Origin of the sequence: Arthrobacter sp. ATA002 (genome assembly GCF_026898095.1) — a bacterium.
Classification (GTDB): domain Bacteria; phylum Actinomycetota; class Actinomycetes; order Actinomycetales; family Micrococcaceae; genus Arthrobacter_B.
Window position 1 is genome coordinate 2,485,702 of sequence record NZ_CP114015.1, and the last position, 21,647, is coordinate 2,507,348.

The 21,647-nt window shown below is 66.7% G+C and carries 20 protein-coding genes, 7 tRNA genes, 4 pseudogenes and 2 riboswitches; of the genes and pseudogenes, 14 read left to right on the top strand and 17 right to left on the bottom strand.

Going from position 1 to position 21,647, the window contains the following annotated elements; all coding sequences use genetic code 11:
* The 5 genes from OL239_RS12360 to OL239_RS12380 form a co-directional block, all read right to left on the bottom strand.
* Positions 1–306, bottom strand: a complete 306-nt coding sequence (locus OL239_RS12360) for an EthD family reductase (RefSeq protein WP_268909204.1) — start codon at positions 304–306, stop codon at positions 1–3.
* 94 nt (positions 307–400) lie between these two features.
* Positions 401–940, bottom strand: a complete 540-nt coding sequence (locus tag OL239_RS12365; protein WP_268909205.1) for an MFS transporter — start codon at positions 938–940, stop codon at positions 401–403.
* A complete protein-coding gene (locus OL239_RS12370; RefSeq protein WP_268909206.1) occupies positions 940–1,239 on the bottom strand; it encodes a hypothetical protein in 300 nt (99 codons plus the stop codon). Before OL239_RS12370 ends, OL239_RS12365 begins: the two co-directional genes overlap by 1 nt.
* Positions 1,240–2,427: 1,188 nt before the next feature.
* On the bottom strand, positions 2,428–3,036 hold the full coding sequence (locus OL239_RS12375; protein ID WP_268909207.1) for a hypothetical protein: 609 nt from the start codon (positions 3,034–3,036) through the stop codon (positions 2,428–2,430).
* A gap of 217 nt (positions 3,037–3,253) precedes the next feature.
* A complete protein-coding gene (locus OL239_RS12380) occupies positions 3,254–3,814 on the bottom strand; it encodes an RNA polymerase sigma factor (protein ID WP_329609214.1) in 561 nt (186 codons plus the stop codon).
* Between the two features lie 240 nt (positions 3,815–4,054).
* Positions 4,055–4,164: riboswitch (TPP riboswitch) on the top strand.
* 30 nt (positions 4,165–4,194) lie between these two features.
* Between OL239_RS12380 and OL239_RS12385 the strand changes: the two genes are divergently transcribed.
* The 8 genes and pseudogenes from OL239_RS12385 (at position 4,195) to OL239_RS12420 (ending at position 10,123) form a co-directional block, all read left to right on the top strand.
* Positions 4,195–4,866 (top strand): YkoF family thiamine/hydroxymethylpyrimidine-binding protein, encoded by a 672-nt coding sequence (locus OL239_RS12385; protein ID WP_268909209.1) that lies wholly within the window; start codon positions 4,195–4,197, stop codon positions 4,864–4,866.
* Between the two features lie 22 nt (positions 4,867–4,888).
* The gene (locus OL239_RS12390; RefSeq protein ID WP_268909210.1) at positions 4,889–5,533 is read left to right on the top strand and encodes an ECF transporter S component; all 645 of its coding nucleotides are present in this window, start codon (positions 4,889–4,891) and stop codon (positions 5,531–5,533) included.
* Positions 5,497–7,230, top strand: a complete 1,734-nt coding sequence (locus OL239_RS12395; protein ID WP_268909211.1) for an ABC transporter ATP-binding protein — start codon at positions 5,497–5,499, stop codon at positions 7,228–7,230. Before OL239_RS12390 ends, OL239_RS12395 begins: the two co-directional genes overlap by 37 nt.
* On the top strand, positions 7,227–8,033 hold the full coding sequence (locus OL239_RS12400) for an energy-coupling factor transporter transmembrane component T family protein (RefSeq protein ID WP_268909212.1): 807 nt from the start codon (positions 7,227–7,229) through the stop codon (positions 8,031–8,033). The genes OL239_RS12395 and OL239_RS12400 overlap by 4 nt, the downstream gene beginning before the upstream one ends.
* A 92-nt stretch (positions 8,034–8,125) precedes the next feature.
* Positions 8,126–9,124, top strand: coding sequence for an MFS transporter (locus OL239_RS12405; RefSeq protein WP_268909213.1), 999 nt, complete (start codon positions 8,126–8,128; stop codon positions 9,122–9,124).
* Positions 9,061–9,495: a hypothetical protein gene (locus tag OL239_RS12410; RefSeq protein ID WP_268909214.1), complete on the top strand. Its 435-nt coding sequence runs from the start codon at positions 9,061–9,063 to the stop codon at positions 9,493–9,495. Before OL239_RS12405 ends, OL239_RS12410 begins: the two co-directional genes overlap by 64 nt.
* A gap of 170 nt (positions 9,496–9,665) precedes the next feature.
* A pseudogene (locus tag OL239_RS12415) lies at positions 9,666–9,785 on the top strand (universal stress protein); the annotation flags it as partial.
* 161 nt (positions 9,786–9,946) lie between these two features.
* Positions 9,947–10,123, top strand: coding sequence for a universal stress protein (locus tag OL239_RS12420; RefSeq protein WP_268911755.1), 177 nt, complete (start codon positions 9,947–9,949; stop codon positions 10,121–10,123).
* Positions 10,124–10,149: 26 nt separating this feature from the next.
* Here OL239_RS12420 and ribH read toward each other — a convergent pair whose 3' ends face one another.
* The 11 genes and pseudogenes from ribH to OL239_RS12475 form a co-directional block, all read right to left on the bottom strand.
* Positions 10,150–10,632 carry a 6,7-dimethyl-8-ribityllumazine synthase gene (ribH, locus tag OL239_RS12425; protein ID WP_268909215.1) on the bottom strand — a complete coding sequence of 161 codons (483 nt, stop codon included), beginning with the start codon at positions 10,630–10,632 and terminating at the stop codon, positions 10,150–10,152.
* 93 nt (positions 10,633–10,725) lie between these two features.
* Positions 10,726–12,057, bottom strand: coding sequence for a 3,4-dihydroxy-2-butanone-4-phosphate synthase (gene ribB, locus OL239_RS12430; RefSeq protein ID WP_268911756.1), 1,332 nt, complete (start codon positions 12,055–12,057; stop codon positions 10,726–10,728).
* Between the two features lie 33 nt (positions 12,058–12,090).
* A pseudogene (locus OL239_RS12435) lies at positions 12,091–12,716 on the bottom strand (riboflavin synthase); the annotation flags it as partial.
* Between the two features lie 19 nt (positions 12,717–12,735).
* On the bottom strand, positions 12,736–13,833 hold the full coding sequence (gene ribD, locus OL239_RS12440; protein ID WP_268909216.1) for a bifunctional diaminohydroxyphosphoribosylaminopyrimidine deaminase/5-amino-6-(5-phosphoribosylamino)uracil reductase RibD: 1,098 nt from the start codon (positions 13,831–13,833) through the stop codon (positions 12,736–12,738).
* The gene (pnuC, locus tag OL239_RS12445; protein ID WP_268909217.1) at positions 13,833–14,516 is read right to left on the bottom strand and encodes a nicotinamide riboside transporter PnuC; all 684 of its coding nucleotides are present in this window, start codon (positions 14,514–14,516) and stop codon (positions 13,833–13,835) included. The genes ribD and pnuC overlap by 1 nt, the downstream gene beginning before the upstream one ends.
* A gap of 104 nt (positions 14,517–14,620) precedes the next feature.
* Positions 14,621–14,767, bottom strand: a riboswitch (FMN riboswitch).
* A gap of 141 nt (positions 14,768–14,908) precedes the next feature.
* Complete coding sequence (gene rpe, locus OL239_RS12450; RefSeq protein WP_268909219.1) at positions 14,909–15,577, bottom strand: ribulose-phosphate 3-epimerase; 669 nt, start codon at positions 15,575–15,577, stop codon at positions 14,909–14,911.
* Between the two features lie 32 nt (positions 15,578–15,609).
* Positions 15,610–17,183: pseudogene (locus OL239_RS12455) on the bottom strand (RsmB/NOP family class I SAM-dependent RNA methyltransferase).
* A pseudogene (fmt, locus tag OL239_RS12460) lies at positions 17,161–18,089 on the bottom strand (methionyl-tRNA formyltransferase). The pseudogenes OL239_RS12455 and fmt overlap by 23 nt, the downstream one beginning before the upstream one ends.
* Before the next feature lie 12 nt (positions 18,090–18,101).
* Entirely contained in the window at positions 18,102–18,710 is a 609-nt protein-coding gene (def, locus tag OL239_RS12465; RefSeq protein WP_268909220.1) for a peptide deformylase, read from the bottom strand.
* Between the two features lie 255 nt (positions 18,711–18,965).
* The gene (locus tag OL239_RS12470) at positions 18,966–19,847 is read right to left on the bottom strand and encodes a cytochrome (RefSeq protein ID WP_268909221.1); all 882 of its coding nucleotides are present in this window, start codon (positions 19,845–19,847) and stop codon (positions 18,966–18,968) included.
* A 161-nt stretch (positions 19,848–20,008) separates the two neighbouring features.
* Positions 20,009–20,080, bottom strand: a tRNA-Val gene (locus tag OL239_RS12475).
* A gap of 524 nt (positions 20,081–20,604) precedes the next feature.
* Here OL239_RS12475 and OL239_RS12480 point away from each other — a divergent pair.
* From OL239_RS12480 to OL239_RS12505, 6 genes are all read left to right on the top strand, one after another.
* Positions 20,605–20,678: transfer RNA gene (locus OL239_RS12480), tRNA-Gly, on the top strand.
* A gap of 60 nt (positions 20,679–20,738) precedes the next feature.
* Positions 20,739–20,812: transfer RNA gene (locus OL239_RS12485), tRNA-Cys, on the top strand.
* 23 nt (positions 20,813–20,835) lie between these two features.
* Positions 20,836–20,907, top strand: a tRNA-Val gene (locus tag OL239_RS12490).
* 38 nt (positions 20,908–20,945) lie between these two features.
* A tRNA-Gly gene (locus tag OL239_RS12495) sits at positions 20,946–21,019 on the top strand.
* Between the two features lie 44 nt (positions 21,020–21,063).
* Positions 21,064–21,135 (top strand) — tRNA-Val (locus OL239_RS12500).
* 25 nt (positions 21,136–21,160) lie between these two features.
* Positions 21,161–21,234: transfer RNA gene (locus tag OL239_RS12505), tRNA-Gly, on the top strand.
* 76 nt (positions 21,235–21,310) lie between these two features.
* Here OL239_RS12505 and OL239_RS20215 read toward each other — a convergent pair.
* A complete protein-coding gene (locus tag OL239_RS20215; RefSeq protein WP_442864141.1) occupies positions 21,311–21,622 on the bottom strand; it encodes a DUF6355 family natural product biosynthesis protein in 312 nt (103 codons plus the stop codon).
* Between the last annotated feature and the right edge of the window lie 25 nt (positions 21,623–21,647).

Genomic DNA, 21,647 nt, shown 5'->3' on the forward strand with positions numbered 1-21,647 from the left:
TCAGCCGTTGTCTATGTCGGAAAACAACCCCGTAAATGGTGTTCCGGAGGCCCTGAGCTGACCCATGAGATCAGTCCCGGCAGAGGCTGCCACCGCGGCGGAGGCGTCGTCGTAACTGTCAAAATACAGATCGAGTGTCCGGTGGGCCGGGGTGGGTGCGCCGTTTTCCTTGGGCCACACCTTGCCGGCTTCGTACCGGCGCAGCTTCGGCAACTGCTTGGCGGTGTCCTCGATACTCTTGTACGTGGTTTCGAAGGCGGCGGGGTCGGCGGGGTTATCGAAGATGAACGTGATTTTCGTGGGCATGACGGTGTCCCTTTCGAATCGGTTGGGATGGATTCCTCATTGTGGTGCAGACGGGAGCGGCGGGCCAGAGTAGGCGCGCTGGGAGCAACGCCGGCTACCGGCCCGGTTCAGCTACAACGGCTCCGCGCCGCGCCCAGAGCAGCACCGGAAGCAGCAGCAGCGCCAAAACACCGCCAGCCAGCGCAAGCACGGCGTAGCTTGTCCCGGCCATCACGACACCGGAGAGCATTCCGCCCCCGGCACCGGCAAGGGCCACCAGGACATCGATCTTGCCCTGGACCCGGGGACGGATGTCCGGTGCGGTGTTGTCCACCACCAGTGCCGTTCCCGAGATGAGCCCAAAGTTCCAACCGAGCCCCAGCAGCGCCAGCGCAAGAATCAGCAGCCCCAGCGATTCCCCGGGGGCCAGAGCCGCAGTAACGCCGGCCAGCAGCAGGGTCAGCCCGGCCGCAGCAGCCATCGGAGTGCGGCCCACCCGGTCCACCAGGGCACCGGTCACCAGGGACGGCAGATACATCGATCCAATGTGGACTCCAATCACCAGCCCGACGTCGGCCAGGCCGTGGTGGTGGACCCGCATGTGCACCGGCGTCATTGTCATGATCGCCACCATCGCAATCTGGGTTAGCACCATCACCGCCGCCCCGACATACACTCCGGCCCCCGGTGCGCCGGCTTCCGTAACCGGCACCGCAGCGCCCGCGGACGCGGCGCCGTCGCCGTCGTCGGCGGCGGCATTTTCCGCAGCCTGCGGGCCAGGAGGAACGGATCGGGCCGCAGAAACACCAGGAGCACGACGCCGGCAGCCAGGTATGCCGCCCCGGCCAGCAGGAAGGGCCCGGCCAACGCGGGAATACCGAGCGCGCCCGCGAGTCCGCCCATGGGCGTGACCAGGTTCGGGCCGGCCACCGCGCCCAGCGTCGTGGAGACCATCGCGATGCTGATCGCTTTGCCCTCCGGGCCGGAAGCGCCAGATCGGTACCCGCATAGCGGGCCTGGAGATTGGTTGCAGTGCCTGCCCCGTAGACAAACAGGGCGGCAAACAGCAGGGCAGGACTGCCGACGACGGCAGCCAGGACCACTCCCAGCGCGCCCAGCCCGCCGGCAGCGAACCCGGCCCCAAGGCCGAGCCTGCGCCCCGACCGCTGGGTCACCCGCCCCACCAGGTAGGCAGTCAGGGCCGAGCCGAGGGTAAAGAGGCCTGCCGGCAGGCCGGCGAGCCCGTCCGAACCCAGCAGCTCCTGGGCCAGCAGCGCACCGACCGTCACGCCCGCGGCCAGCCCTGCCCCGCCAAGGATCTGGCTGGCAATAACAACGGTCAGGGTCCGCCGCTGCACCTTGACGCGGACTTCTTCGTCGCCGGCAGGCATTCCCGGCGGATCGCGGGGCACATGTTCCATGTCCTGAGGATAGTTCGGGAAGTCCTCCGAGGACGCTCGTCATCTTCCTTCCAACGGGATCCGCTGTCCGAAGAGCCCTTGTCCCCGCTCATGTTTTCAACGGCTGCCCCGCTCCTGAGGGCCGGTGAAGGACCCGCCGGCCACCACCCGTTGCTGCTCCCGCTTTCGCATCCCGCCCTGCCGCAGTAATCACCGGCTTGCCAACGGGAAAATGCACGGCTTCTCCGGTTGTGCCTATGCTGAGGTGCATGAACAGAAAGCATGACTACCGTGCAGCCTTCTCCATTCTTGGTGTGGGATTCCTCAGCGCCGTTGCAGTATTGCTGATACCGGGATTGTTCGAAGAGTTTGGAATAGGCCGTTTCGTCACGATTCTGGGCCTGTTGGCAGGGGCAGCCTGTTTCGCTGTCGCCGCTACATGGAATCGGCGGCTCATTCAGGAGCAGGGGTAATTCTCCCCTTGTCGAGTGTCGCCGCGGGTCACGGATGCCGATGCTGACGGCAGGGGGCCGCCGGTATCGCACCGCCTGAGCATCCTGCATGAGGGCGCGAAACATCTCGGTCATATAGACAGCGATACCCGCATATTGCGCGACGAGGCCTGCCCCGTCCCCCAGCACGGCTCGAACAGGTTCCAGCGCCGGTGTGGACGGGTCCGCGGCGGCCGTGCGCAGCAGCTCCAGACGTTTATGGCCCGGTGCCGGCATTGGGGCACGTGATCCTAGAAGCTGAGTTCCTGGATCCCGGTGGTTCCGTCACGATAGGTCAGCACCACGGTGCTGCCACCGTCAGACGCATCTTGGAGTTCGTCTCCCGGCAGCCAAAATGCGAATTGTCCTTTGGATACGGTCGCTGTCACTTCCTCGCCGGTAATGCTGGTGTACGTTACGCCCACGACGTCGTCGCCGGCGCGTCCTGAAGCCACCGAGATGGGTTTGTTCATGATCATCCCGGTTCCCAGCTGCGTCGGTTTCAGGGATCGGGGGCCGGGATCGGTCTCGGCACCGAGCTTTCCGATGGAACCGATCATGCCTTTATCGAACCACGGCGCTGAAGCATCCGTAATGCATGTCGCTTCGAAACCGCCCGGGCCTGCGAGGACGACAGTCATCCATGCTCCGCGGCGTTCCGCGACGGCCACTTCCGCGGCGGCAAGGTCATCCGAGTACATGCCGTCGCCGGTGCTTTCATTCGCGTCCAAGCAGTCCGTGACGGCGTCATCGCGGTCCGTTCCGCTCAGGGATACGGGGTTCGCGGTCCACGTAGCGAAAGCTCGATCACCGCCTGTGAGGGCGGGGACGACGAGCAGTCCGGCAGTCGTGGCGGCCACCAACCCTCCCAGGACGATGGCCCGGCGACGGCGGTCGAACGTGCCGGGCTTCTGCCCGGGGCCCGAATGGCGTTTCCCTTCGCAGCGGGCGCCGCCGATGCAGGGTTTTGGGAGAGAATCCGCTCGAGGTCAGCCTGCGAGCGCGCCGCACGGGCCGGCGGCGCTTCCCTGGAAGCGTCCATAGTTCGCAGCAGTGCGTCGATGTCCTGGTCACGTGTCACGGGGTTGCCGTCCTTTCCGATGCTGATGCGGACATGTTGGCGGAAGGGGGAAGATGATCCAGAAGCAGACGCAGGGCACGCCGCGCCCGGCTCAGGCGGAGCCGGAACGCGACCGGCGATATGCCGAGCACCACGGCGGCCTGAGCCGCGGAAAGGTCTTCGAAGACTGCCAAGCCGAGTGCTTCTTGATGAAGTTCAGAGAGAAGGTGCCAGGCGCGGCTCAGGTCAACCCGGCTCATCACCGCATCCTCATGGGAGCTGCTGTGAGGCTCGGAGCCTGTGTCGGTGAGACGAATGCCAAGGGCCTGCCGGCGTTGCTCGCCGCGATGGGCGTTCAGCATGATGTTCCGGGTAATGCCAAACGTCCATGCCCGGGCGTCGTCCTGATTCCGCGGCACCTCGGCAAATCGGCGCCAGACAACGAGGAGCGCCTCCGACACGACGTCCTCAGCCAAAGCTGTGTTTGTGCGCCGTTGAACGAACCGGAGCAGGTCCGGGTACACCGCTTCGTACAGGGCCCGGAATGCATCCGCCCGGTCAGGGTGATGAAGGATCACTCATACCTGTACCTGTCCGCCAGTGGCCCACGTGTGTCGCACGGCGGGCAAGGAAATTCCAACCCAGTCGTTTCGACGCCCACCCCCGCCCCCGGCATGCTGCAACCTTATCGGCGTCGAAAGTGAAGACACCGCCGGGCTCCCGCTCCCGCCGGAACCTGGTGTGCCGCCCAGCCAGCACAACCGCGGGAATAACTTCGTCCTACCTGCGCTCTTTCGGCCAGCCTTCATGTAGGCTGCTGGCTTGTACACGGGAGTCCGGTGAGCCGGGCTGAGAGGAAACTTCTCAAGTTTCGACCGTTGAACCTGATCTGGATCATGCCAGCGCAGGGAGCAACCCTCAAACCCGTGCCCTGTTTATTCAACAGAAAGGCACGAAAATGCAAACAACTGACACTACCGCCGCGGCTGCGAACCGCCCCTCCCCCGGCAGGGATGAAACGCCGTTCACAGCTACCCCGCGCGAGTTCGGTGTGGGAGCAAGACTGACCCTGGCTGTCATGGCAGACAGCTACGCCGACGTCATTCTGGAAGCGCTGGAGCAAGCCGACGCCGCCGGACTCCTAGTCCAAACCGGGAAGGTCAGCACGTACGTCAGCGGCGCCGAGCAGGATGTGCTGCGCTACCTGAGCCAAGTCATTGCCGCGGCCGGACGCAGCGGAGCCCACGTGTCGGCCGCTGTCCATCTGTCCCGGGGCTGCCCCGGCGGCGTCACCTGCGACATACCAGAGGGCGGCGCAGCACTGTACTCGGACATCCCGCATGTGGAGATAACAGGCATATCGGCGACGGCGGACTGGGCGATCTACCCGCTCGCCGACGGCGGAACCGGCAGCGCCGCAGCGGATCACATGCGCGATATCTACGCTGCCATCGAGCACGCCAAATCCACCGGCGTAACCGTCACCGAAGACCACTACATCACCCGGCTGGACGGAGACCTGGCCCAGGTCCTGCAGACCATCGCGGCGGGTTGGGTCCTGGTCGGACGCTCGGTCCAACACGTCGTCACGCACGCGACCCTGTCCATCAACAGCCCCAGTGCGTCCTGACGCCGGCCGCGAAGGAATCCACGTGTCAACATCATCTGGCCCTGCCCGTGCACGGTCTTCCTGGAGTCTTAAGGACCTCGTCCTGCTGGTGGTCCTCGGCGTCGTCTTCGGTTTTCTCTACTGGGTTTTCGTCCAGGCCTGGACCGGCCTGTCAATTCTGATGGGGCCTCTCGGAGACCTCTCTCAGCACCTTCTTGCCGGAACCTGGCTGTTGGTTGCGCCGATCGCCATTGCCATCGTGCAGCGTCCATTCGCCGGCGTCATCGCCGAAGTTCTCGCATCAGTCATCGAAGTCGTGTTCCTGGGCTCGGCCGTGGGCCCGCTGCTGTTCATCGCGGCGGCCATCCAGGGCATCGGCAGCGAACTCCCGTTTGCGGCCACCCGTTACCGTTCCTATGGCTGGATGATATACGCCCTGTCCGGGCTTCTTGGAGCCGGGCTGGTCTTCTTCTACTCGGCTTTCCGCTCCGGCTGGTATGGCCAGGATCTGTTTCTCACCCGCCTGGTCATCCACCTGATCTCAGGAGTAGTTTTCGGCGGGCTGCTGGCGAAAGTGATCGTCGACGCCCTGGCGAAGACCGGCGTCGTGGATAACTTTGCGATCGGGCGCGCACGTCTGGGGGAAGATCAATGCCCGTTGAACCGGCCCTGTTGCTCGACGGCGTGACTGTCGAGTTTCCCCGGAGGAAGACCGCGGTATTGCGCGGTGTCACCCTGCGGCTGAACCCCGGCGAGCACCTGATCGTGTTCGGGGCCTCAGGGTCCGGCAAGTCCACGCTGCTGCAGGCGATTACCGGGGTGGTTCCGCACACGGTGCTGTCCACGCTCGGGGGCTCCGTATCCGTGAAAGGGACCGTCACGACTGATGCGTCCGTCGTCGAGCTGTCGCGCCATGTCGGCGTCCTTGCCCAGGATCCATCCTCCGGCGTCTGCCTTCCCGACGTGGAACAGGAGTTGGCCCTCCCGCTGGAGAACCGTGCCGTGCCTCCGGAACAGATATCGGAGCGCATCGACCGCGCGCTCAGGGCGGTTGATGCGGCCGGCCTGCGGCACCGGCAGACGGACCGGCTTTCCGGCGGAGAGAGCCAGCGCGTGGCGCTGGCCGCCAGCCTGATCGCCGAACCGGCGATCCTGCTGCTCGATGAGCCGACCTCCATGCTCGATCCATCCGGTCTCGCTGCCGTGCGGCAGGCGATCGACGCTGCCACCGCCGCCTACGGCCCGGCAGTGGTGCTGGTCGAACACCGGCTCGATGACTATGCCGGCCGCGCCGGAATCGCAGGGCTGCCGGGCCGGGCGGTCGTGCTCGGGGATGCCGGCCAGGTCCTGGCCGACGGCACCACCGCGGAGGTGCTGGTGAGCAACGCCCGGCAGCTCAATGCCCACGGATGCTGGCTGCCCCTGGAGGCGGAACTTTTCGCGGTGACCGGCCGGACCGGCGGCTTGGAAGAGTCCTGCGTCCGATCGGCTCTCCGGGACTTGGCCTTCGCGAATGACGGCGGCGCTCCGAAAGTGCCCAGTGCCGGCGGCACCGTCATGGCCGCGCGTAATGTCTGTGTCTCCCGCGGCGCCGACCGGAAAAAGCGGGGGCGTTCCCGGCACATCACCCCGACCATGGCCGGACCGGAACCGCCCATCCTCGAGAACGTGAACTTTGACCTAAGACGCGGCGAAATCACTGCCCTGCTGGGAGCCAATGGGGCGGGAAAAACATCGTTGCTGCTCACTCTTGCCGGGCTCCTTTCACCCGCCGGAGGAAGCGTGCTTGGGCCGCGTCCGGGAATGGTATTCCAGAATCCCGAGCACCAGTTTGTGGCCCACACTGTCGCTGATGAGGTTCGGCAAGGTCGAACGGACGCTTCTGAGGGCTTCTTCGCAGACCTGTTGAAACAGCACCGGCTCACACACGTGGCCGAACAGAGCCCCTTCCGGTTGTCCGGCGGCGAAAAGCGCCGCCTTAGCGTCGCCGCAATGTTGGCCCATAACCGGCCTTCGTTGCTGGCGGACGAGCCGACGTTCGGTCTTGACCGCAGGGACACGATTGCCACCGCCGCAGCGTTCAGGCAGGCGGCGGAGGCCGGACGCGCCCTTCTCTTCTCCAGCCACGACCTCCGCACCGTTGCCGCACTGGCCGACCAGGCCATCGTCATCGCAGAGCGCACTGTAATTGCCCGCGGACCCATCTTCGATGTGCTGCGTGACCGCGATATCCTGCGGCGGGCCGGGCTCAGGATGCCGCCCCTGCTCGACTGGCTGCTCGCGGAATTTGATACGGCAGCTGAAATCCGCTGTGTCCTGCGCGGGTTGGATGCGGCAGTGTCCGCTGAAGCCCCCGCGCAGCGCCCGACCAGGCGCGGCGCGTGACCGCCGCCCCACCTGTTTGGCCGCTGACCGCCGGCGGCACCCTCGCCCGCCGCAACCCCACGGTCAAGCTGGCACTGTTGTTCGTCGTCTCGCTGGTGCTGGTCTTCATTTTCGATCCGGTCACCCCGGCGGCCCTCTATCTCGTGGCCCTCGCGGCCATCGGCTCCTCCACCCGCCTGGCCGTCAAAACCATGGCGCTGGGGCACGTTCCTTTCCTCGCCTTCGGTCTGGGGATCCTCGTGGTCAATGCACTCAGCCGCCCCGGCCGGGTCCTCTGGGAGGCCGGGCCGTTGCGGGTCACCGTCGAAGGACTGTCGGTGGGTGGTTCCCTGGCCCTGCGGACGCTGGTGATCGGCGTTCTCGCCATCGGCTTCATCGTTTCCACCGACGGTGTGGCGCTGATGGGAAGCCTGCATCAACATGCTCGGCTCGGCTCCCGAATTACCTATGCGGTACTGGCCGGCTACCGCATGCTGCAGGAAATGCCACGGGAGTGGCAGACCATCAGGCAGGCACACGCCGTGCGGGCACCGCTCCGCCCCGACGGCAGCCTGCCCGGCGGGCTGTCCGCCCACGGGCGGGCGGCCTATACCCTGCTCGTGGTCTCCGTGCGCAAAGGCGAGCGGATGGCCCAGTCACTGGAGGCCCGCGGCCTGGGGCTAACCCCGCGAACAGTCTGGCGCAAGGTCCCGCTCCTGCGTGCTGACTGGTTGATGGCAGGAGCCGTCATCCTTGTGCTCGGCGGGATCGCTTATCTCAGCCACGTCCTCGGGTTCCTGGAAGGATACGGTGCGCTCAGGTAGGCGCCGGAGGTCAGCTGTCGCAGTAACCCTGTCCCGGCGGGCGCCGGGGTGCCAGCATGAAGGACAAAACTCCGGCAGGGAGGACCGACCCGATGGCAGACGCAGCCGGCAGCCCGGCAAACCCCGGCCGGATCCTGACGGTAGCCATCCTGGCGTCCTTTGTCGCGTTTCTGGACGGCTCCATTGTCACGGTCGCGCTGCCTGCCGTCAGTGCCGACCTGGGCGGAGGACTGTCCACCCAGCAGTGGGCCGTCAACGCCTACCTGCTGACCCTCGGCGCCCTGATCCTGCTCGCCGGGTCCCTCTCTGATTCCTTCGGACGGCTGAAAATCCTGCGGATCGGCCTGCTGGGCTTTGCCGCCGCATCGGTCGCCTGCTCCGTTGCGTGGAGCCCGGGCTTTTTGATCCTGGCCCGCGCCGTCCAGGGCGCCGCGGCGGCACTGCTGGTACCGGGTTCCCTCGCCTTGATTACGACGGCGTACCGGGAGCCGCAGCGGTCCCGCGCCATCGGCCGGTGGACAGGCTGGACCGGAACGGCCGCAATCATTGGCCCGCTGCTCGGCGGCGTCCTGGTGGATCTGGTCAGCTGGCGGCTGATCTTCGCGGTGAACGTGCTGCCGGTGGCTGCCACCCTGTTCCTGTTGGCCGGAATGCAGGACAGCTCCGCGCGCCGGAGAACCGCCCTGGACCTCCCCGGCGCGCTTCTGGCCATGACGGGGCTCGCCGGTCCGGTCTATGCACTCATCGAACTGGACCGGCGCAGCTGGACCCATCCCGCCGTCGTCGTTCCCCTGGCCACGGGAATCCTGGCGCTGGGGCTCTTCGTCCTCCGCGAAGTGCGCACACCGGCGCCGATGATGCCGCCGTCCCTTTTTCGGGCGCGGAACTTCCGGTTCGGCAACCTGGTGACCGCCGCCGCCTACGCCGGAATTTCGCTGGGTTCGTTTGCCGTCACCGTCTTTCTCCAGGAGACAGGCGGTTTCTCCGCCACGGAGGCCGGATTTGCGGCGCTTCCCTGCCGGTGGCCATGCTGCTGCTCTCCGCGCAGTTCGGCAAACTCGCGGGCATCCACGGCCCGCGCCTGTTCATGACCGCCGGACCGATGCTTTGCGGTGCCGGATTCCTGCTCATGCTCACGGTGCATCAACCGCTGAACTTCCTCACGCAGCTGCTGCCCGGGCTGCTGCTCTTCAGCCTTGGCCTGGCGGTCATGGTGGCCCCGCTGACCTCGGCCGTTCTGGGCGCGCTCCCGCCGGAGGACGCAGGGATCGGTTCGGCGGTCAACAATGCCGTATCCCGGGTGGCCGGACTGGTGTCCGTTGCCCTGGTTGGCACGATTTCCGCCGGCTCGCTGGACTACCCCGGATTCCGGCAGACCGCCGTGGTCACGGCCGCCTTGTTTCTAACGGCAGCCGCAACTGCGTTTCTGGGCATCCGCAACCCCGGGACCGCCGGGCGTTGACGGAAGCCACGGCAGTTCCGTCTCCTCACCGCGACCGTTGGCCCACAATTTCCGTACCGCTGCCTTTGGCTCGTTTTCGGGTCCGGGCCGGCCGAAACACCATCGGCCCTGAACAGCACACCGGCACGGGTCTACGATGCTCGATAAGGCCCATGAAAGGTATCGGACAAATGACCACTGGCGGCTCATTCACGATTGTTGTTGGCGTTGACGGCTCCCCCGACTCCCGGTTGGCACTGAAATGGGCCGTGGAGGAGGCCCACCAGCGCCACGGCCAGCTCCGCCTGATCACGGCCTGGAACAAGCCGCCGTTTGAATGGTATCCGGCAGTGCTGGAAACGGCGGCAGGCGGAATTGCCGTTGAACCTTCGCCTGAGGACGACGCCGGCAAGCTGAACGCCGAGGCGCTGAAGTTCGCCGCCGACGGGGCGCAGCCGCTACGGGGCAGGTCATCCACGCCCATTCACCGGCCACAGCGATACTCAACGGGGCCCTGGAAGCGGACCTCGTGGTTGTCGGCGCGCGCGGGTACGGCGGTTTTGAAGGGCTGCATCTCGGCTCTGTGGCCCATCAAGTCGTCAACCACGCCCGCTGCCCGGTGGCGGTTTTCCGCCCCAGGCATTCCTGAGGGGCAGCCCTTGGAACCCGTGGGGTTCAGACCCCGGCGCCGCGCAGGGCTGCCACGGTGTTCACCGCGGCGGCCACCGCCTCATACCCCTTGTCCTCGGACGAGCCGGGCAGGCCGGCACGGTCCAGGCCCTGCTGCTCCGTGTCGCAGGTCAGCACGCCGAAGCCGATTGGCGTACCGGTGCGGACGCTGACATCGGTCAGGCCGGTGGTCGCTGCGGAGCATACGTAGTCGAAGTGGGGGGTGCCGCCGCGGATGACGACGCCGAGCGCCACCACCGCGTCAAAGTGCGGTGCCAGCCGCGCGGCAGCCACGGGCAGCTCAAAGCTGCCGGGAACCCGAATCAGCTTTGGCCGCAGCCCGGCGTCCCCGACGGCCCGAAGGGCCCCGCCGATCAATCCGTCCATAATCTCCGTGTGCCAGCTTGCGGCCACAATGGCCACCCGGATATCCAGGGCCTGGGTCTTGATGCTGCTGACGTCATTGTCGGGTGCGCCGTGTCCGCTCATGGGGTGTGCTCCTTCTTGATGGTTCGTGAATGGGGTGTGGTGCGGGGAGGTAGGCCTGCCGTGCTGCAGCCAGCACCCGCCGGGTCCGGGGAACTAGCTTTGGTGAACCGGCTGGGTCCGCAGCAGCGTCAAATGGTGGTCCATGCGGTCACGCTTGGTCTGCAGGTAGCGCTCGTTCTCGGCGCGCACGGGAACTTCGGAGGGGACCATGGCTTCCACATCAATCCCGTACTGCTGCAGGCGGTCCCGCTTGAGCGGGTTGTTGCTTAGCAGCCGGATCCGGTTGAGCCCCAGGGTGTGCAGGATGCCCGCGGCGGCCTGGTATTCGCGGGAATCGACCGGAAGTCCCAGCTGTTCGTTGGCTTCCACAGTGTCGGCGCCGGCTTCCTGCAGGGCATAGGCCCGCAGTTTGTTTGCCAGGCCGATCCCCCGTCCCTCATGTCCGCGCAGGTAAATGACCGTGCCGCCGTGCAGGTGAATCAGTTCCAGCGCCTGCTCCAGCTGTTCCCCGCAGTCGCAGCGGTAGGAGCCGAACACGTCACCGGTCAGGCACTCCGAGTGCAGCCGCACCAGCGGAGCACCGGTGCCCATTCCCGCCGTCTCCGCCTGCAGCCCCGTTCCCGGCGCGGACACGCTCAGGTGTTCGGCGCCGGTCCGCGGATCGGTCCAGGCCTGGGCGGTGAAGTCACCGAAGGCGGTGGGCAGCTGGACTTCCGGCCCCGGCACGGCGGCGCCGGCGCCGGCTCCGGCAGCAAACCCGTTCCGCACATCCGCAGCGGCTGCCGCCGAAGCCGCTGCGCCGCCGGATTCGTCCCGCGCCTCCACATACGCCACCAGGTCCTCGATGGAGATCAGCGGAACGCCGTGGAGATCGGCAAAGCCGCGCAGGGCCGGCAGCCGCATCATGGTCCCCTCGTCGTGGACGAGTTCGGCGATGACGCCCACCGGAGTGCAGCCGGCCAGCCGGGCCAGCTCGACCGCCGCCTCGGTGTGGCCGCGGCGGCCGCGGACGCCGTCGTCGTGCGCCCGGAGCGGAAAGATATGTCCCGGCCGGGTGAGCTGCGGCGCCGCAGCGGCGGGATCAGCCAGGACGCGCGCAGTGACAGCGCGGTCGGCGGCGCTGATACCGGTGGTGACGCCTGCCGCCGCATCGCAGGACACCGTGTACGCCGTGCCCTTGGAGTCCTCGTTAACCGCGGTCATGGGCGGCAGGTTCAGCCGGTCCGCATAGGAGTTGGGCAGCGGCACGCAGATGACGCCCGAGGTGTGGCGGACCGTCCAGCCCATCAGCCCGGCGGTGGCGTGCTCTGCGGCAAAAATGATGTCACCTTCGTTTTCGCGGTCCTCATCGTCCACGACGACGACGGGCCGGCCCGCGGCGACCGCTTCCACTGCTGCGGTGATGCTGTCGAGGCGGATGCTCATGCGGCGCCCTTCCGGCTGGCCCTCAGCCGAGTGCGCCGGTTGCCGCGGGCTGGTGAACGCGAGCAGCCGCTCGGCGTATTTGGCCAGCACGTCCACTTCCAGGTTCACCGCTCCCCGGGCTGCAGCGCACCCAGTCCGGTCTCGGCGAGCGTCGTTGGAATCAGCCCTACTTCAAACCACTGCTCCGGGTCGCCTGCGTCACTGACCTCAGTGACGGTGAGCGACACACCGTCGACGGCGATGGATCCTTTTTCGGCAATGTACCGCGCGAGCCGCTGCGGAACGGCGAACCGGAGCCGCTCCCAGCTGCCCCGGTTCTCGCGCTCAAGCAGTTCGCCGACGCCGTCCACATGCCCCTGGACGACGTGTCCGTCCAGCCGGCCGCCGGCCGGCACGCAGCGCTCCAGGTTCACGGTGCCGCCGGGGCGGAGCCCGCCGGTGGTGGTGCGGTGCAGGGTTTCGCCCATGACGTCCAGCGATATCCGGTCACCGTCGACGGCGGTTGCGGTGAGGCATACGCCGTTCACGGCAATGGACCCGCCCAGCTCCAGGCCGGCCCCCGTGGCCGGGGCGCTGATGACCAGGACGGCGGAGTCGTCCGCTGTGTTCGGTTCCAGGGATTCAACACTGCCCTGTTCAGCGACAATTCCGGTAAACATTCATAGTCCTTACGTCGGATTAGGTGTTGGGAGCGGCACCGGCCGCCGGCAGCGGTTCGAGCCGCAGCCTCAGGTCCTGCCCTTCGCGGCGCACCGCACCGCCGCCGGTTTCGTCCCAGCGCCAGCGGGAGGCGTCGGCCAGGGTATGCACGCCAAGCGGGCCGACGGCGGAGGTGCCGGCGCCCAGCAGCAGCGGAGCCACGTAAGCCACCAGTTCATCGGCCAGGCCGGCGCGCAGGAAGGCGCCCGCGACCGTCGCGCCGCCCTCAACCATCAGGTGGCGCACGCCCCGGGCATAGAGTTCGCGGCAGATCAGAGCGGGATCATGTTCCTTCAACTGCAGGAACCGGTCATCGGTACCCCGGATCGCCGCATGGCCGGGAACCGGGCGCCGGCCGGCGACGACCCGCAGCGGCTGCCGGGGTGCCGCGCCGCCCAGCTCGTCCCGTGCGCTCAGCTGCGGATCATCGGCCAGTACGGTTCCGGTGCCCACGACGACGGCGTCCGCCCGGGAACGGATCGTGTGCCCGTCGGTGCGGGCGGCGCTGCCGGTGATCCACTGGCTGGTGCCGTCCTCGGCGGCGGTCCGTCCGTCCAGGGACTGGGCGATCTTTACGGTGACGAACGGCCGCTGCTCCTGTACGGCTTGGGTCCAGCGGTGGTTCAGGAGTTCGGATTCCGGCGCCAGCAGGCCGCCCCGGGCCTGAACCCCGGCAGCGGCCAGGGCTGCCGCGCCGCCCGCGGCTTCGGCGGTTGGGTCAGCCGCTGCATAGACCACGCGGGAGATTCCGGACGCCAGGATCGCCTGAGCACAGGGTCCGGTCCGTCCGGTGTGGTTGCACGGTTCCAGCGTCACCACCATGGTGGCGCCGGCGACATCCACGCCGGCTGCGGAGGCGGCGGCCAGCGCATCAGCCTCCGCGTGCGGAGTGCCGGCGCCGCGGTGGTAGCCGGTGCCGAGCAGCTGCCCGGATGGGCCCAGGATTACGGCCCCCACCAGCGGGTTGGCTCCCCGCACGCCGCGGCGGGCCAGGTCCAGGGCACGGATCATGGCTTCGGTCTCGGTGAGGGTGTCCGTGGGCGTCTGCGGCACGGACGAAGCCGGATAGCCGTCCATCAGCGGACCCTAGGGTCCGGCATCAGCACGTCCACCCGGGGTTTTTCGTTGTTTTTGGCCTTCCACCACACGAAGAAGCCGATCAGCGTGAAGATGCCGTAGAACAGGTACATAAACGCTGTGGCGTAGTAGCCGGTGCTAAACAGCAGCGGCACGCCGACGACGTCGACCGCCACCCAGATGAGCCAGAACTCCACCCAGCCCTTGGCCATGCCGTACGTCGCCAGCAGCGAACCCACGAACGTCCAGGCGTCGGCCCACACGGGCTCGTAGGAGCCGAGCCGGGCAAAGACCGGTGTCAGGGCGACGGTGCCGATCAGGAGGCCGGCCACCAGGCCAAGCCGCTGTCTGCCGGAGGCCCACTGCGGTGTGACCGCCTCGCCGCCGTTGTCCTGGCTCTGCTTCCAGCGCCGCCAGCCGTACACGGCAACGGCGATGAACATGATTTGCCGGCCGGCCTGTCCCAGCAGGGTGGCGGACTCGGCGGAGCCGAACAGGGAGCCGAGGAACACTGTCAGCAGCAGGAGGTTGCCGATGATGCCCACCGGCCAGGCCCAGATTTTTCGGCGCATGCCGCCGAAGGCACTGAGGAGCCCGAAGATGTTGCCTACGACCTCTCGGACCAGCAGGGATGAAGACCCCACCGGTACCTGAGCGTCAAAGAGCCACCGCAAAAAATCCATGTCGTTCCTATCCCTTAGCGGCGGCTCCGGGGGTACGACAGTACGGTGCATCGACAGCAGCGTCCGCGCTTGCGGGGACGCTTAACCGTCGGTTCAACAAACTGCACGTGCTTCTCCCATCCAGACTTTAACTGTCGGTACCGGAATTTCACCAGTTCAACCACACTGCTTTTCCCGTTGGTTCGGGAGCTGCAGTGCGGGTCGCGGACTATAACCGCCGGTTCGGAATTACACCGACCCCGGAGCACGATTGTTAAATACATTCTTACACAGCGGGACCGGCGAAGCGCCAATCCCGTTGAAGCATCAAGTAATCTTTGTCACACTTTAGCTTGTTTTGGACGCCGGTTCAGCGCCGCGTGAACTCCGCGCCCATCCGTGCTTACCCGTGCTTAGCCGGCGGACACGGCTTCCGCGGCGGCGCGCAGCTTGCTGATGGCGTCGTTCGGATCCCCGCTGCCGTAGACCGCTGATCCGGCCACGAAGACGTTGGCCCCGGCTTCGGCCGCCCGTTCAATGGTGTCGGCGGAAATTCCGCCGTCCACCTGGATGGCCAGCGGCAGTCCGGAGCCGCGGACGGCCTCGGCGGCGCGGCGGATCTTGGGCAGCGTGACATCCAGGAACTTCTGACCGCCGAATCCGGGTTCCACCGTCATGATCAGCAGCATGTCCAGCTCGGAGAGCACGTCCAGGTACGGCTCCACCGGAGTGGCCGGGCGCAGGGCCATGCCGGCCTTGGCTCCGCGGTCGCGGATGTCCCGCGCCAGCTTGATCGGTGCGGCCGCGGCCTCCACATGGAAGGTCACCGAGGCCAGGCCCAGTTCCGCGTAGGCGGGGGCCCAGCGGTCGGCGTCGGAAATCATCAGGTGCGCATCCAGCGGCAGGGCGCTGACCTCCTGGATCCGCTGCACCACGGGCAGGCCGATGGTCAGGTTCGGCACGAAGTGGTTGTCCATCACGTCCACGTGGACGGCGTCGGCAGTGCTGATCCGCTCCAGCTCGGCCTGGAGGTTAACGAAGTCGGCCGAGAGGATGCTCGGATTGATGCAGCACTTGCTCATGGTTCTCCTTGTGGACTTGCTGTGGCTTAAAGTCAGGGCTTGCGGCGGATCAGAGCCAGGAACATGGCGTCGGTGGCGTGGAGGTGCGGCCAGAGCTGGGCCGTGGACTCGTGGCCGGCGCCCAGATTTCCGGTCAGGCTGACGGCGTCCAGGGCCGCCCCGGCGTCGAGCAGTTCCAGGTCATTGCGCAGGCGCAGCACGTCGCTGACGACGGCGGTGGTCTCCGCCGGATGCGGCGAGCAGGTCACATAGGCCACCACGCCGCCGGCCTTGACGGCGTCCACTGCCGCAGTAAGCAGTTCACGCTGCAGCGCACCCAGCTCCCCACGTCCGACGGCTTCCGCCGCCAGCGCGATTCCGGCCGGCGGCGCAGGGCACCCAGGCCGGTGCAGGGAGCGTCCACGAGGACCCGGTCGAAGGTGTCCGGATACTGCTCGGCAATGCTGCGACCGTCTCCGGTACGCACATCCCAGACCTCGCCCGGAACAGCTTCCAGCGCCTGCTGCACGAGCTTGGCGCGGTGCGCCGCGGGTTCGTTGGCCAGCAGAATGGCGCCCCGCTCGTTGGCCAGCGCCGCCAGCAGGGCTGCCTTGCCGCCAGGTCCGGCGCACAGGTCCAGCCACTGCTCACCGTCGCGGCTGCCGTCAGCAGTGCGGTCGCCGATATCCACGGCGGCCAGGGCCCGTGCCACCAGCTGCGACCCGGCGTCCTGGACGCGGGTAGTGCCGGCGCGCACGGAATCCAGGCGTCCGACGTCGCCGGCCGAGTACAGTGCCGAACCCTCGACCAGCTCGCCGTCCACCGCTCCGGCTTCCCGGGCCTCGTCCAGGTTTCCCAGTCCGGGCAGCGCCACCAGGTTCACCACGGGGGCGTCGTTGTCGGCCTTGAGCAGGTCCGTGATTTCCTCGACGCTGCGGCCGTGGGCCACGAGCGACTGCCGCAGGGCGCGGACAATCCACTCGGGATGGCTGTGTTCCACCGCCGCGCGGCGCGTGGCGTCGGTTTCGTCGCGGGTCAACTCAGCGACCCAGGTGTCCAGGTCGCGCGCGGCGACTTTGCGCAGGACGGCGTTGATCAGTGCCGACGGTCCGGCTCCGATGACGGCGCGCGCCAGTCCGACGGTCTGGTCCAGGGCAGCGTGGGCCGGAACCCGCATGGCCAGCAGCTGGTGGGCGCCGATGCGCAGCGCATCCAGGACGGCGGGGTCCAGCCGCTCCAGCGGACGGTCCACGCACTTGGCCAGGATCGCGTCATAGGTGCCCTGTCCGCGCAGTGCGCCGTAGGCAAGTTCGGTGGCGAAACCGGCGTCGCGCTTGTCGAGCTGGTGTTTGCGGATGCTCTTGGGCAGCACGAGGTTGGCGTAGGCGTCGTCCTCGGACACGGCGCGGAGGACTTCAAAGGCCACCAGCCGGGCCGGATCGGCGGAACGGTGCGCTGACCCGGAGCCTGGGCGGTGCGGCTGCGCACTGCGGGGCGGCTGCGCTCGTGGCCCTTCTCGTTGCGCTGCTTGTTGCTGCGCGGCTCGTTGTTCCGCTGCGGGTTGTTCCGCGGGGTGTTGTTCTGGGAAGCGCTGTTCTGGGGGGTCACTCGAAGACCACGTCCTCACGGTTGGCCAAGCCGCGGGCCCAGTCGGCCCCCGGCATCATTTTCTTGCCGGCGGGCTGCACCTGCAGCAGTTCCACGCCTGTCGATCCGGTGCCCACCACTGCGGCAGCCTGTGCGCCTCCGGTAAAGCGGACCTGGCCCGGGGCCAGATCGGTGATGTCGGGCCGCGGTACTGCGGAGCCGATCTTGAACCGGGCGCCGTCCCACGTGGTCCAGGCTCCCGGTTCCGGCGTTACGCCGTTGATGCGGCGGCGGATGGCCAGTGCCGGCTGGGTCCAGTTCACCCGCGCGTCATCGATCGTAAGTTTGGGTGCGAGCGTCACATCGCCGGACTGCGGTACGGCGTGGGCCGCACCGGCCCCGATGGCCGACAGGGTCTGTGCGAGCAGTACGGCGCCGCTGTGCGAGAGCCGTTCCAAGAGAGCGCCGCTGGTGTCCCCCGGGTGCACCGTTTCAGTTAATTGTCCGTAGACGGGACCGGTGTCCAGTCCCTTTTCCAGGAGGAAGGTGGAAGCGCCGGTGACGTCGTCACCGTTGATCACGGCGTGCTGCACCGGTGCTGCGCCGCGCCAGGCGGGAAGCAGGGAAAGTGGAGGTTGATCCAGCCGTGGGCGGGGATCGTCAGGGCCCGCTCCGGGATAAGTCCCCCGTACGCCACGATGGCCGCGGCGTCCGGATTGGCGGCACGAATAGCCGCGACGGCGTCGTCGTCGATCTTTGCTGCGCGGATGACGGGCAGGCCCAGTTCTTCAGCGCGGGCGGCAACGGGCGACGGTGTGAGGACGCGTTTGCGCCCGAGCGGCGCGTCGGGGCGGGTGAGTACCGCAACGACGTCGAACCCCGCTTCCAGCAGGGCATTCAGGGACGGGACGGCGACGGCGGGGGTTCCGGCGAAAAGTACGCGCATGACCACGGGCCGCTAGGCCTGTCCGCCGGTGCGGGAGGTGCCGCCAAAGGCACCGCTGCCGAAGGACGCTCCGGCGCCAAAGGCCGAACCGACCGTCTGGGCGCGCTCCGCCGTCGTGCGGCCCGCGATCGCGTCATAGTCCGCCTGGCGGATGGCGCGCAGTGCCTTCTTCCGGTTTTCGCCTTCCAGCCGGTCGATGTACAGCACGCCGTCCAAGTGGTCGGTTTCGTGCTGGAAGGCGCGGGCCAGCATTCCTTCGCCCTCAACGCTGACGGGCTTGCCGTCCTTGTCGACGCCGGTAACCCGGGTCCAGCGGTATCGCGGCACCGGGTAGCCCAGGCCGGGGATCGACAGGCAGCCCTCCATGTGGTCTTCCTGGCGGTCTTCGCTGAGCTCGAGCACGGGGTTCACCACGTGTCCCGCGTGGCCGTCAATCCGGTAGGTGAAAACCCGGAGACTGACGCCCACCTGAGGTGCGGCAAGGCCTGCGCCGTCAACGTCCTCCATTGTTTCTTCCATGTCGGCAACAAGCTTGGCCAGTTCAGGCCCGAAGTCCGTGACTTCCTCGGCACGGGTCCGCAGGACTGGGTCGCCGATAATCCGGATGTTCAGGATTGCCATCTAGGGTTCGTTCCTTACTGTTGCTGCTCTGCCGCTGATTGTTGCTCAGAACCAGTCTAGTTGGGCCGGGCACGTTGCTGCTCCCCCGCGCTCACGGATGCGGCGGTGATGCGGGCATACAGCGCACGGCGCGGCGGGTGCCGTGTGCACAGCGCGCGGTGCGGAGGCGCACACAGCGTGCGCACGGTGCGCGGTGTGGTGCCTTCGTGCGGTGCGTACGTGCCGTGCGTGCGCGTCCTTTCGACGCGGGTGCGTTTAGGTGGACGAGGTCTGGGGAGCCCGAACCGCATGGGCGCCGACCGGGGGCGGCGCGATGGGAAGCAGTGCGCGTCCGGCGGCGGCGACGTCGTACGAGGTCTGCCAGAGCCGGCGGAGAGCGCAGAACTTGAACCAGTGCTGCGGCAGCACCTCGGGGTTTGCGCGCATGGGACGGACTTCGGTCTGTCCCACCGCGACGCCGAGCAGCAGCGGATCCTCCCCGTACGCCCAGGGCTCCCACTCGCCCTTTCCGGCATCAACCAGGGACTCTTTCGCCTTCATTCCGGCCACCAGCTGCATGACAACCTTGTCATCGAGCGGCTTGACCTGGCCGTCGCGGTCGGTGTTTTTGGTCTTGTAGTCGATGAGGCAGAGCCTGCCGTTGATGCGTGCCACCAGATCAAGCGTTCCGGCGTATCCCAGTTCGTCATTCCATACGGTGATCTCGGGTGCCAGAGGCTGAACCTGGTACAGGTCCCACCACTCGTCGAAACGGTCGGCAAACTGATGCTCTCCGTGTTCCTGAAGCGCGGTGCGGGCCGCTTCCAACTCATGCGGAAGGTCCAGGGCGCGCAGGGAAACTTGTTCGCAGTAATAGTGCACCCGCGTGCCGCGTTCCGCCGCCTGGTCCCGGTAGCGCTCCGAAGCGCGTGAAGCCTCCTTGACGAGGGAACGCAACGCACCCGGATTGCCCAGACTTGCCGGGAGTTTGGGGTCCTTGACCACAGCAGTGGCGGCCATGTGGCTGTGCCAGCCGTCCAGCGAGGTGGAACCCTGCGCAATCACAGTCGTAATGGACGGTACCGACGGCGGTTCCGAGAGGGAGCGGGAGTACATCCGCCCAAATTCCGTTGAATGTGCCAGTGCAGGTTCAGTCATGCTTCCAGTTTGCCATCCGGCACCGACAGTCCCGTTTCCGACGCCCGGGGTGTCATCTGGGACTGCGGTCCGCCCATGCGGTGCGCACACGCTCCAAACACGATACAGCGCATACGCAAAAAAGTCCCCACCTTCCCGAGGGAAGGTGAGGACCTTGCCGGTGGGCGATACTGGGTTCGAACCAGTGACCTCTTCGGTGTGAACGAAGCGCGCTACCACTGCGCCAATCGCCCCCTTGCCGCTGTTGTTTTCACAACCGCAACGTCTAAAGATGCTAGCCCAGATTGGACCTGGCTCCAAACCGGCGGAATTTACCGGAATCGGGCGCACCGGCAACCGTCGTACTGGGACGCGCCGCGAACTCCCGCAGGTCGCGGCGCAGCAGTGGATGTTCACCAGTACACAGCGCCCACCCCGGCAACCCGGCAACCGGTTATCCGCCATCCGCCATCCGCCATGCGGTTATCCGCCATCCGCCAACCCGGTAAGCGGTTATCGACCATCCGCCATGTCTCGCCGCGGGAACACAGGGGCCCACACCCGTCGTCGTCATCTCTGTTTGTCAGCCGGACCCCCCACCTCCCGCCCCACCTGCGACGATGTACATCTCTTGGCTGAGCCCGTCGCCCAGGGCCGGAAATTGCCCCGATTGGACGAACCACGAAACGTCCAGTAGAGTTTTTCTTCGTTGGAAAGCGGGAGTTCGCCGCGAAAAGCGAAAGCGATTCGGGGTCGATAACACTAACTTTCTCAGCATGCGGACGTAGCTCAGCTGGCTAGAGCACCACCTTGCCAAGGTGGATGTCGCGGGTTCGAATCCCGTCGTCCGCTCGCAAGTCACTGTAAACCGGTTGATTCTGACCGGCCGGCCTATGCTTATGCAGTGGTCACGGTGGGGTGGCCGAGAGGCGAGGCAGCGGCCTGCAAAGCCGTATACGCGGGTTCGAATCCCGTCCCCACCTCCACGGTGGACTTGCAAGCCCTTTGGGCGCGATTGGCGCAGCGGTAGCGCGCTTCCCTGACACGGAAGAGGTCACTGGTTCGATCCCAGTATCGCGCACTACAGTTAGACGTTTTTGACGAACAACTGTGTTTTATGCGGACGTAGCTCAGCTGGCTAGAGCACCACCTTGCCAAGGTGGATGTCGCGGGTTCGAATCCCGTCGTCCGCTCTCTTGACTGCACCGGGAACTCCTTTGGAGACTTGGTGCGTCAAGCGCGATTGGCGCAGCGGTAGCGCGCTTCCCTGACACGGAAGAGGTCACTGGTTCGATCCCAGTATCGCGCACGGACAACCCTGGTTGTCCTGTTTTGCGGACGTAGCTCAGCTGGCTAGAGCACCACCTTGCCAAGGTGGATGTCGCGGGTTCGAATCCCGTCGTCCGCTCGCAACGCTGCAAAGGCAGCAACTGAAGGAGCAGGCTACCCAGCCTGCTCCTTCAGTGCTTTAAGCTTTCCTGCAACTAGCAGGCACCTATGGCCCATACATTTTTCAATGCGCCGATGGATGGATCAGCATAGAGGCGCGTCTCCCGGGGCGCTACGCACATTTCCCGTGAGGCGTATGTATGTTCAATGTGAATTTTCACCGGAGTATTGGAATCCGTGCAGTGAAAATAAGTGCCGGCTTCGGCGCACGGACTGCTGTACCACTTTTCATCTGCCTGCCACCCGCACGGAGTTGCAGCATGGGCCACTGCGGGGACTGCGATGAATCCCGCCATAAGAAGTCCAGTTGTCGCAAATTGGACAATTTTCCGATGACCGCCGGACATTAGCAACCCCCAGTGTAGTACGAAT

Bases quoted from the DNA above. Each gene is read 5' to 3' on its own strand.
- OL239_RS12470 (WP_268909221.1), bottom strand. From the start codon at position 19,847: ATGACTGAACCTGCACTGGCACATTCAACGGAATTTGGGCGGATGTAC.
- ribB (WP_268911756.1), bottom strand. From the start codon at position 12,057: ATGAGCATCCGCCTCGACAGCATCACCGCAGCAGTGGAAGCGGTCGCC.
- OL239_RS12385 (WP_268909209.1), top strand. From the start codon at position 4,195: ATGCAAACAACTGACACTACCGCCGCGGCTGCGAACCGCCCCTCCCCC.
- ribD (WP_268909216.1), bottom strand. From the start codon at position 13,833: ATGGACGGCTATCCGGCTTCGTCCGTGCCGCAGACGCCCACGGACACC.
- def (WP_268909220.1), bottom strand. From the start codon at position 18,710: ATGGCAATCCTGAACATCCGGATTATCGGCGACCCAGTCCTGCGGACC.
- rpe (WP_268909219.1), bottom strand. From the start codon at position 15,577: ATGAGCAAGTGCTGCATCAATCCGAGCATCCTCTCGGCCGACTTCGTT.
- pnuC (WP_268909217.1), bottom strand. From the start codon at position 14,516: ATGGATTTTTTGCGGTGGCTCTTTGACGCTCAGGTACCGGTGGGGTCT.
- OL239_RS12410 (WP_268909214.1), top strand. From the start codon at position 9,061: ATGCTGCTGCTCTCCGCGCAGTTCGGCAAACTCGCGGGCATCCACGGC.
- OL239_RS12365 (WP_268909205.1), bottom strand. From the start codon at position 940: ATGGTGCTAACCCAGATTGCGATGGTGGCGATCATGACAATGACGCCG.
- OL239_RS12405 (WP_268909213.1), top strand. From the start codon at position 8,126: ATGGCAGACGCAGCCGGCAGCCCGGCAAACCCCGGCCGGATCCTGACG.
- ribH (WP_268909215.1), bottom strand. From the start codon at position 10,632: ATGAGCGGACACGGCGCACCCGACAATGACGTCAGCAGCATCAAGACC.
- OL239_RS20215 (WP_442864141.1), bottom strand. From the start codon at position 21,622: ATGTCCGGCGGTCATCGGAAAATTGTCCAATTTGCGACAACTGGACTT.
- OL239_RS12395 (WP_268909211.1), top strand. From the start codon at position 5,497: ATGCCCGTTGAACCGGCCCTGTTGCTCGACGGCGTGACTGTCGAGTTT.
- OL239_RS12360 (WP_268909204.1), bottom strand. From the start codon at position 306: ATGCCCACGAAAATCACGTTCATCTTCGATAACCCCGCCGACCCCGCC.
- OL239_RS12370 (WP_268909206.1), bottom strand. From the start codon at position 1,239: ATGGTCTCCACGACGCTGGGCGCGGTGGCCGGCCCGAACCTGGTCACG.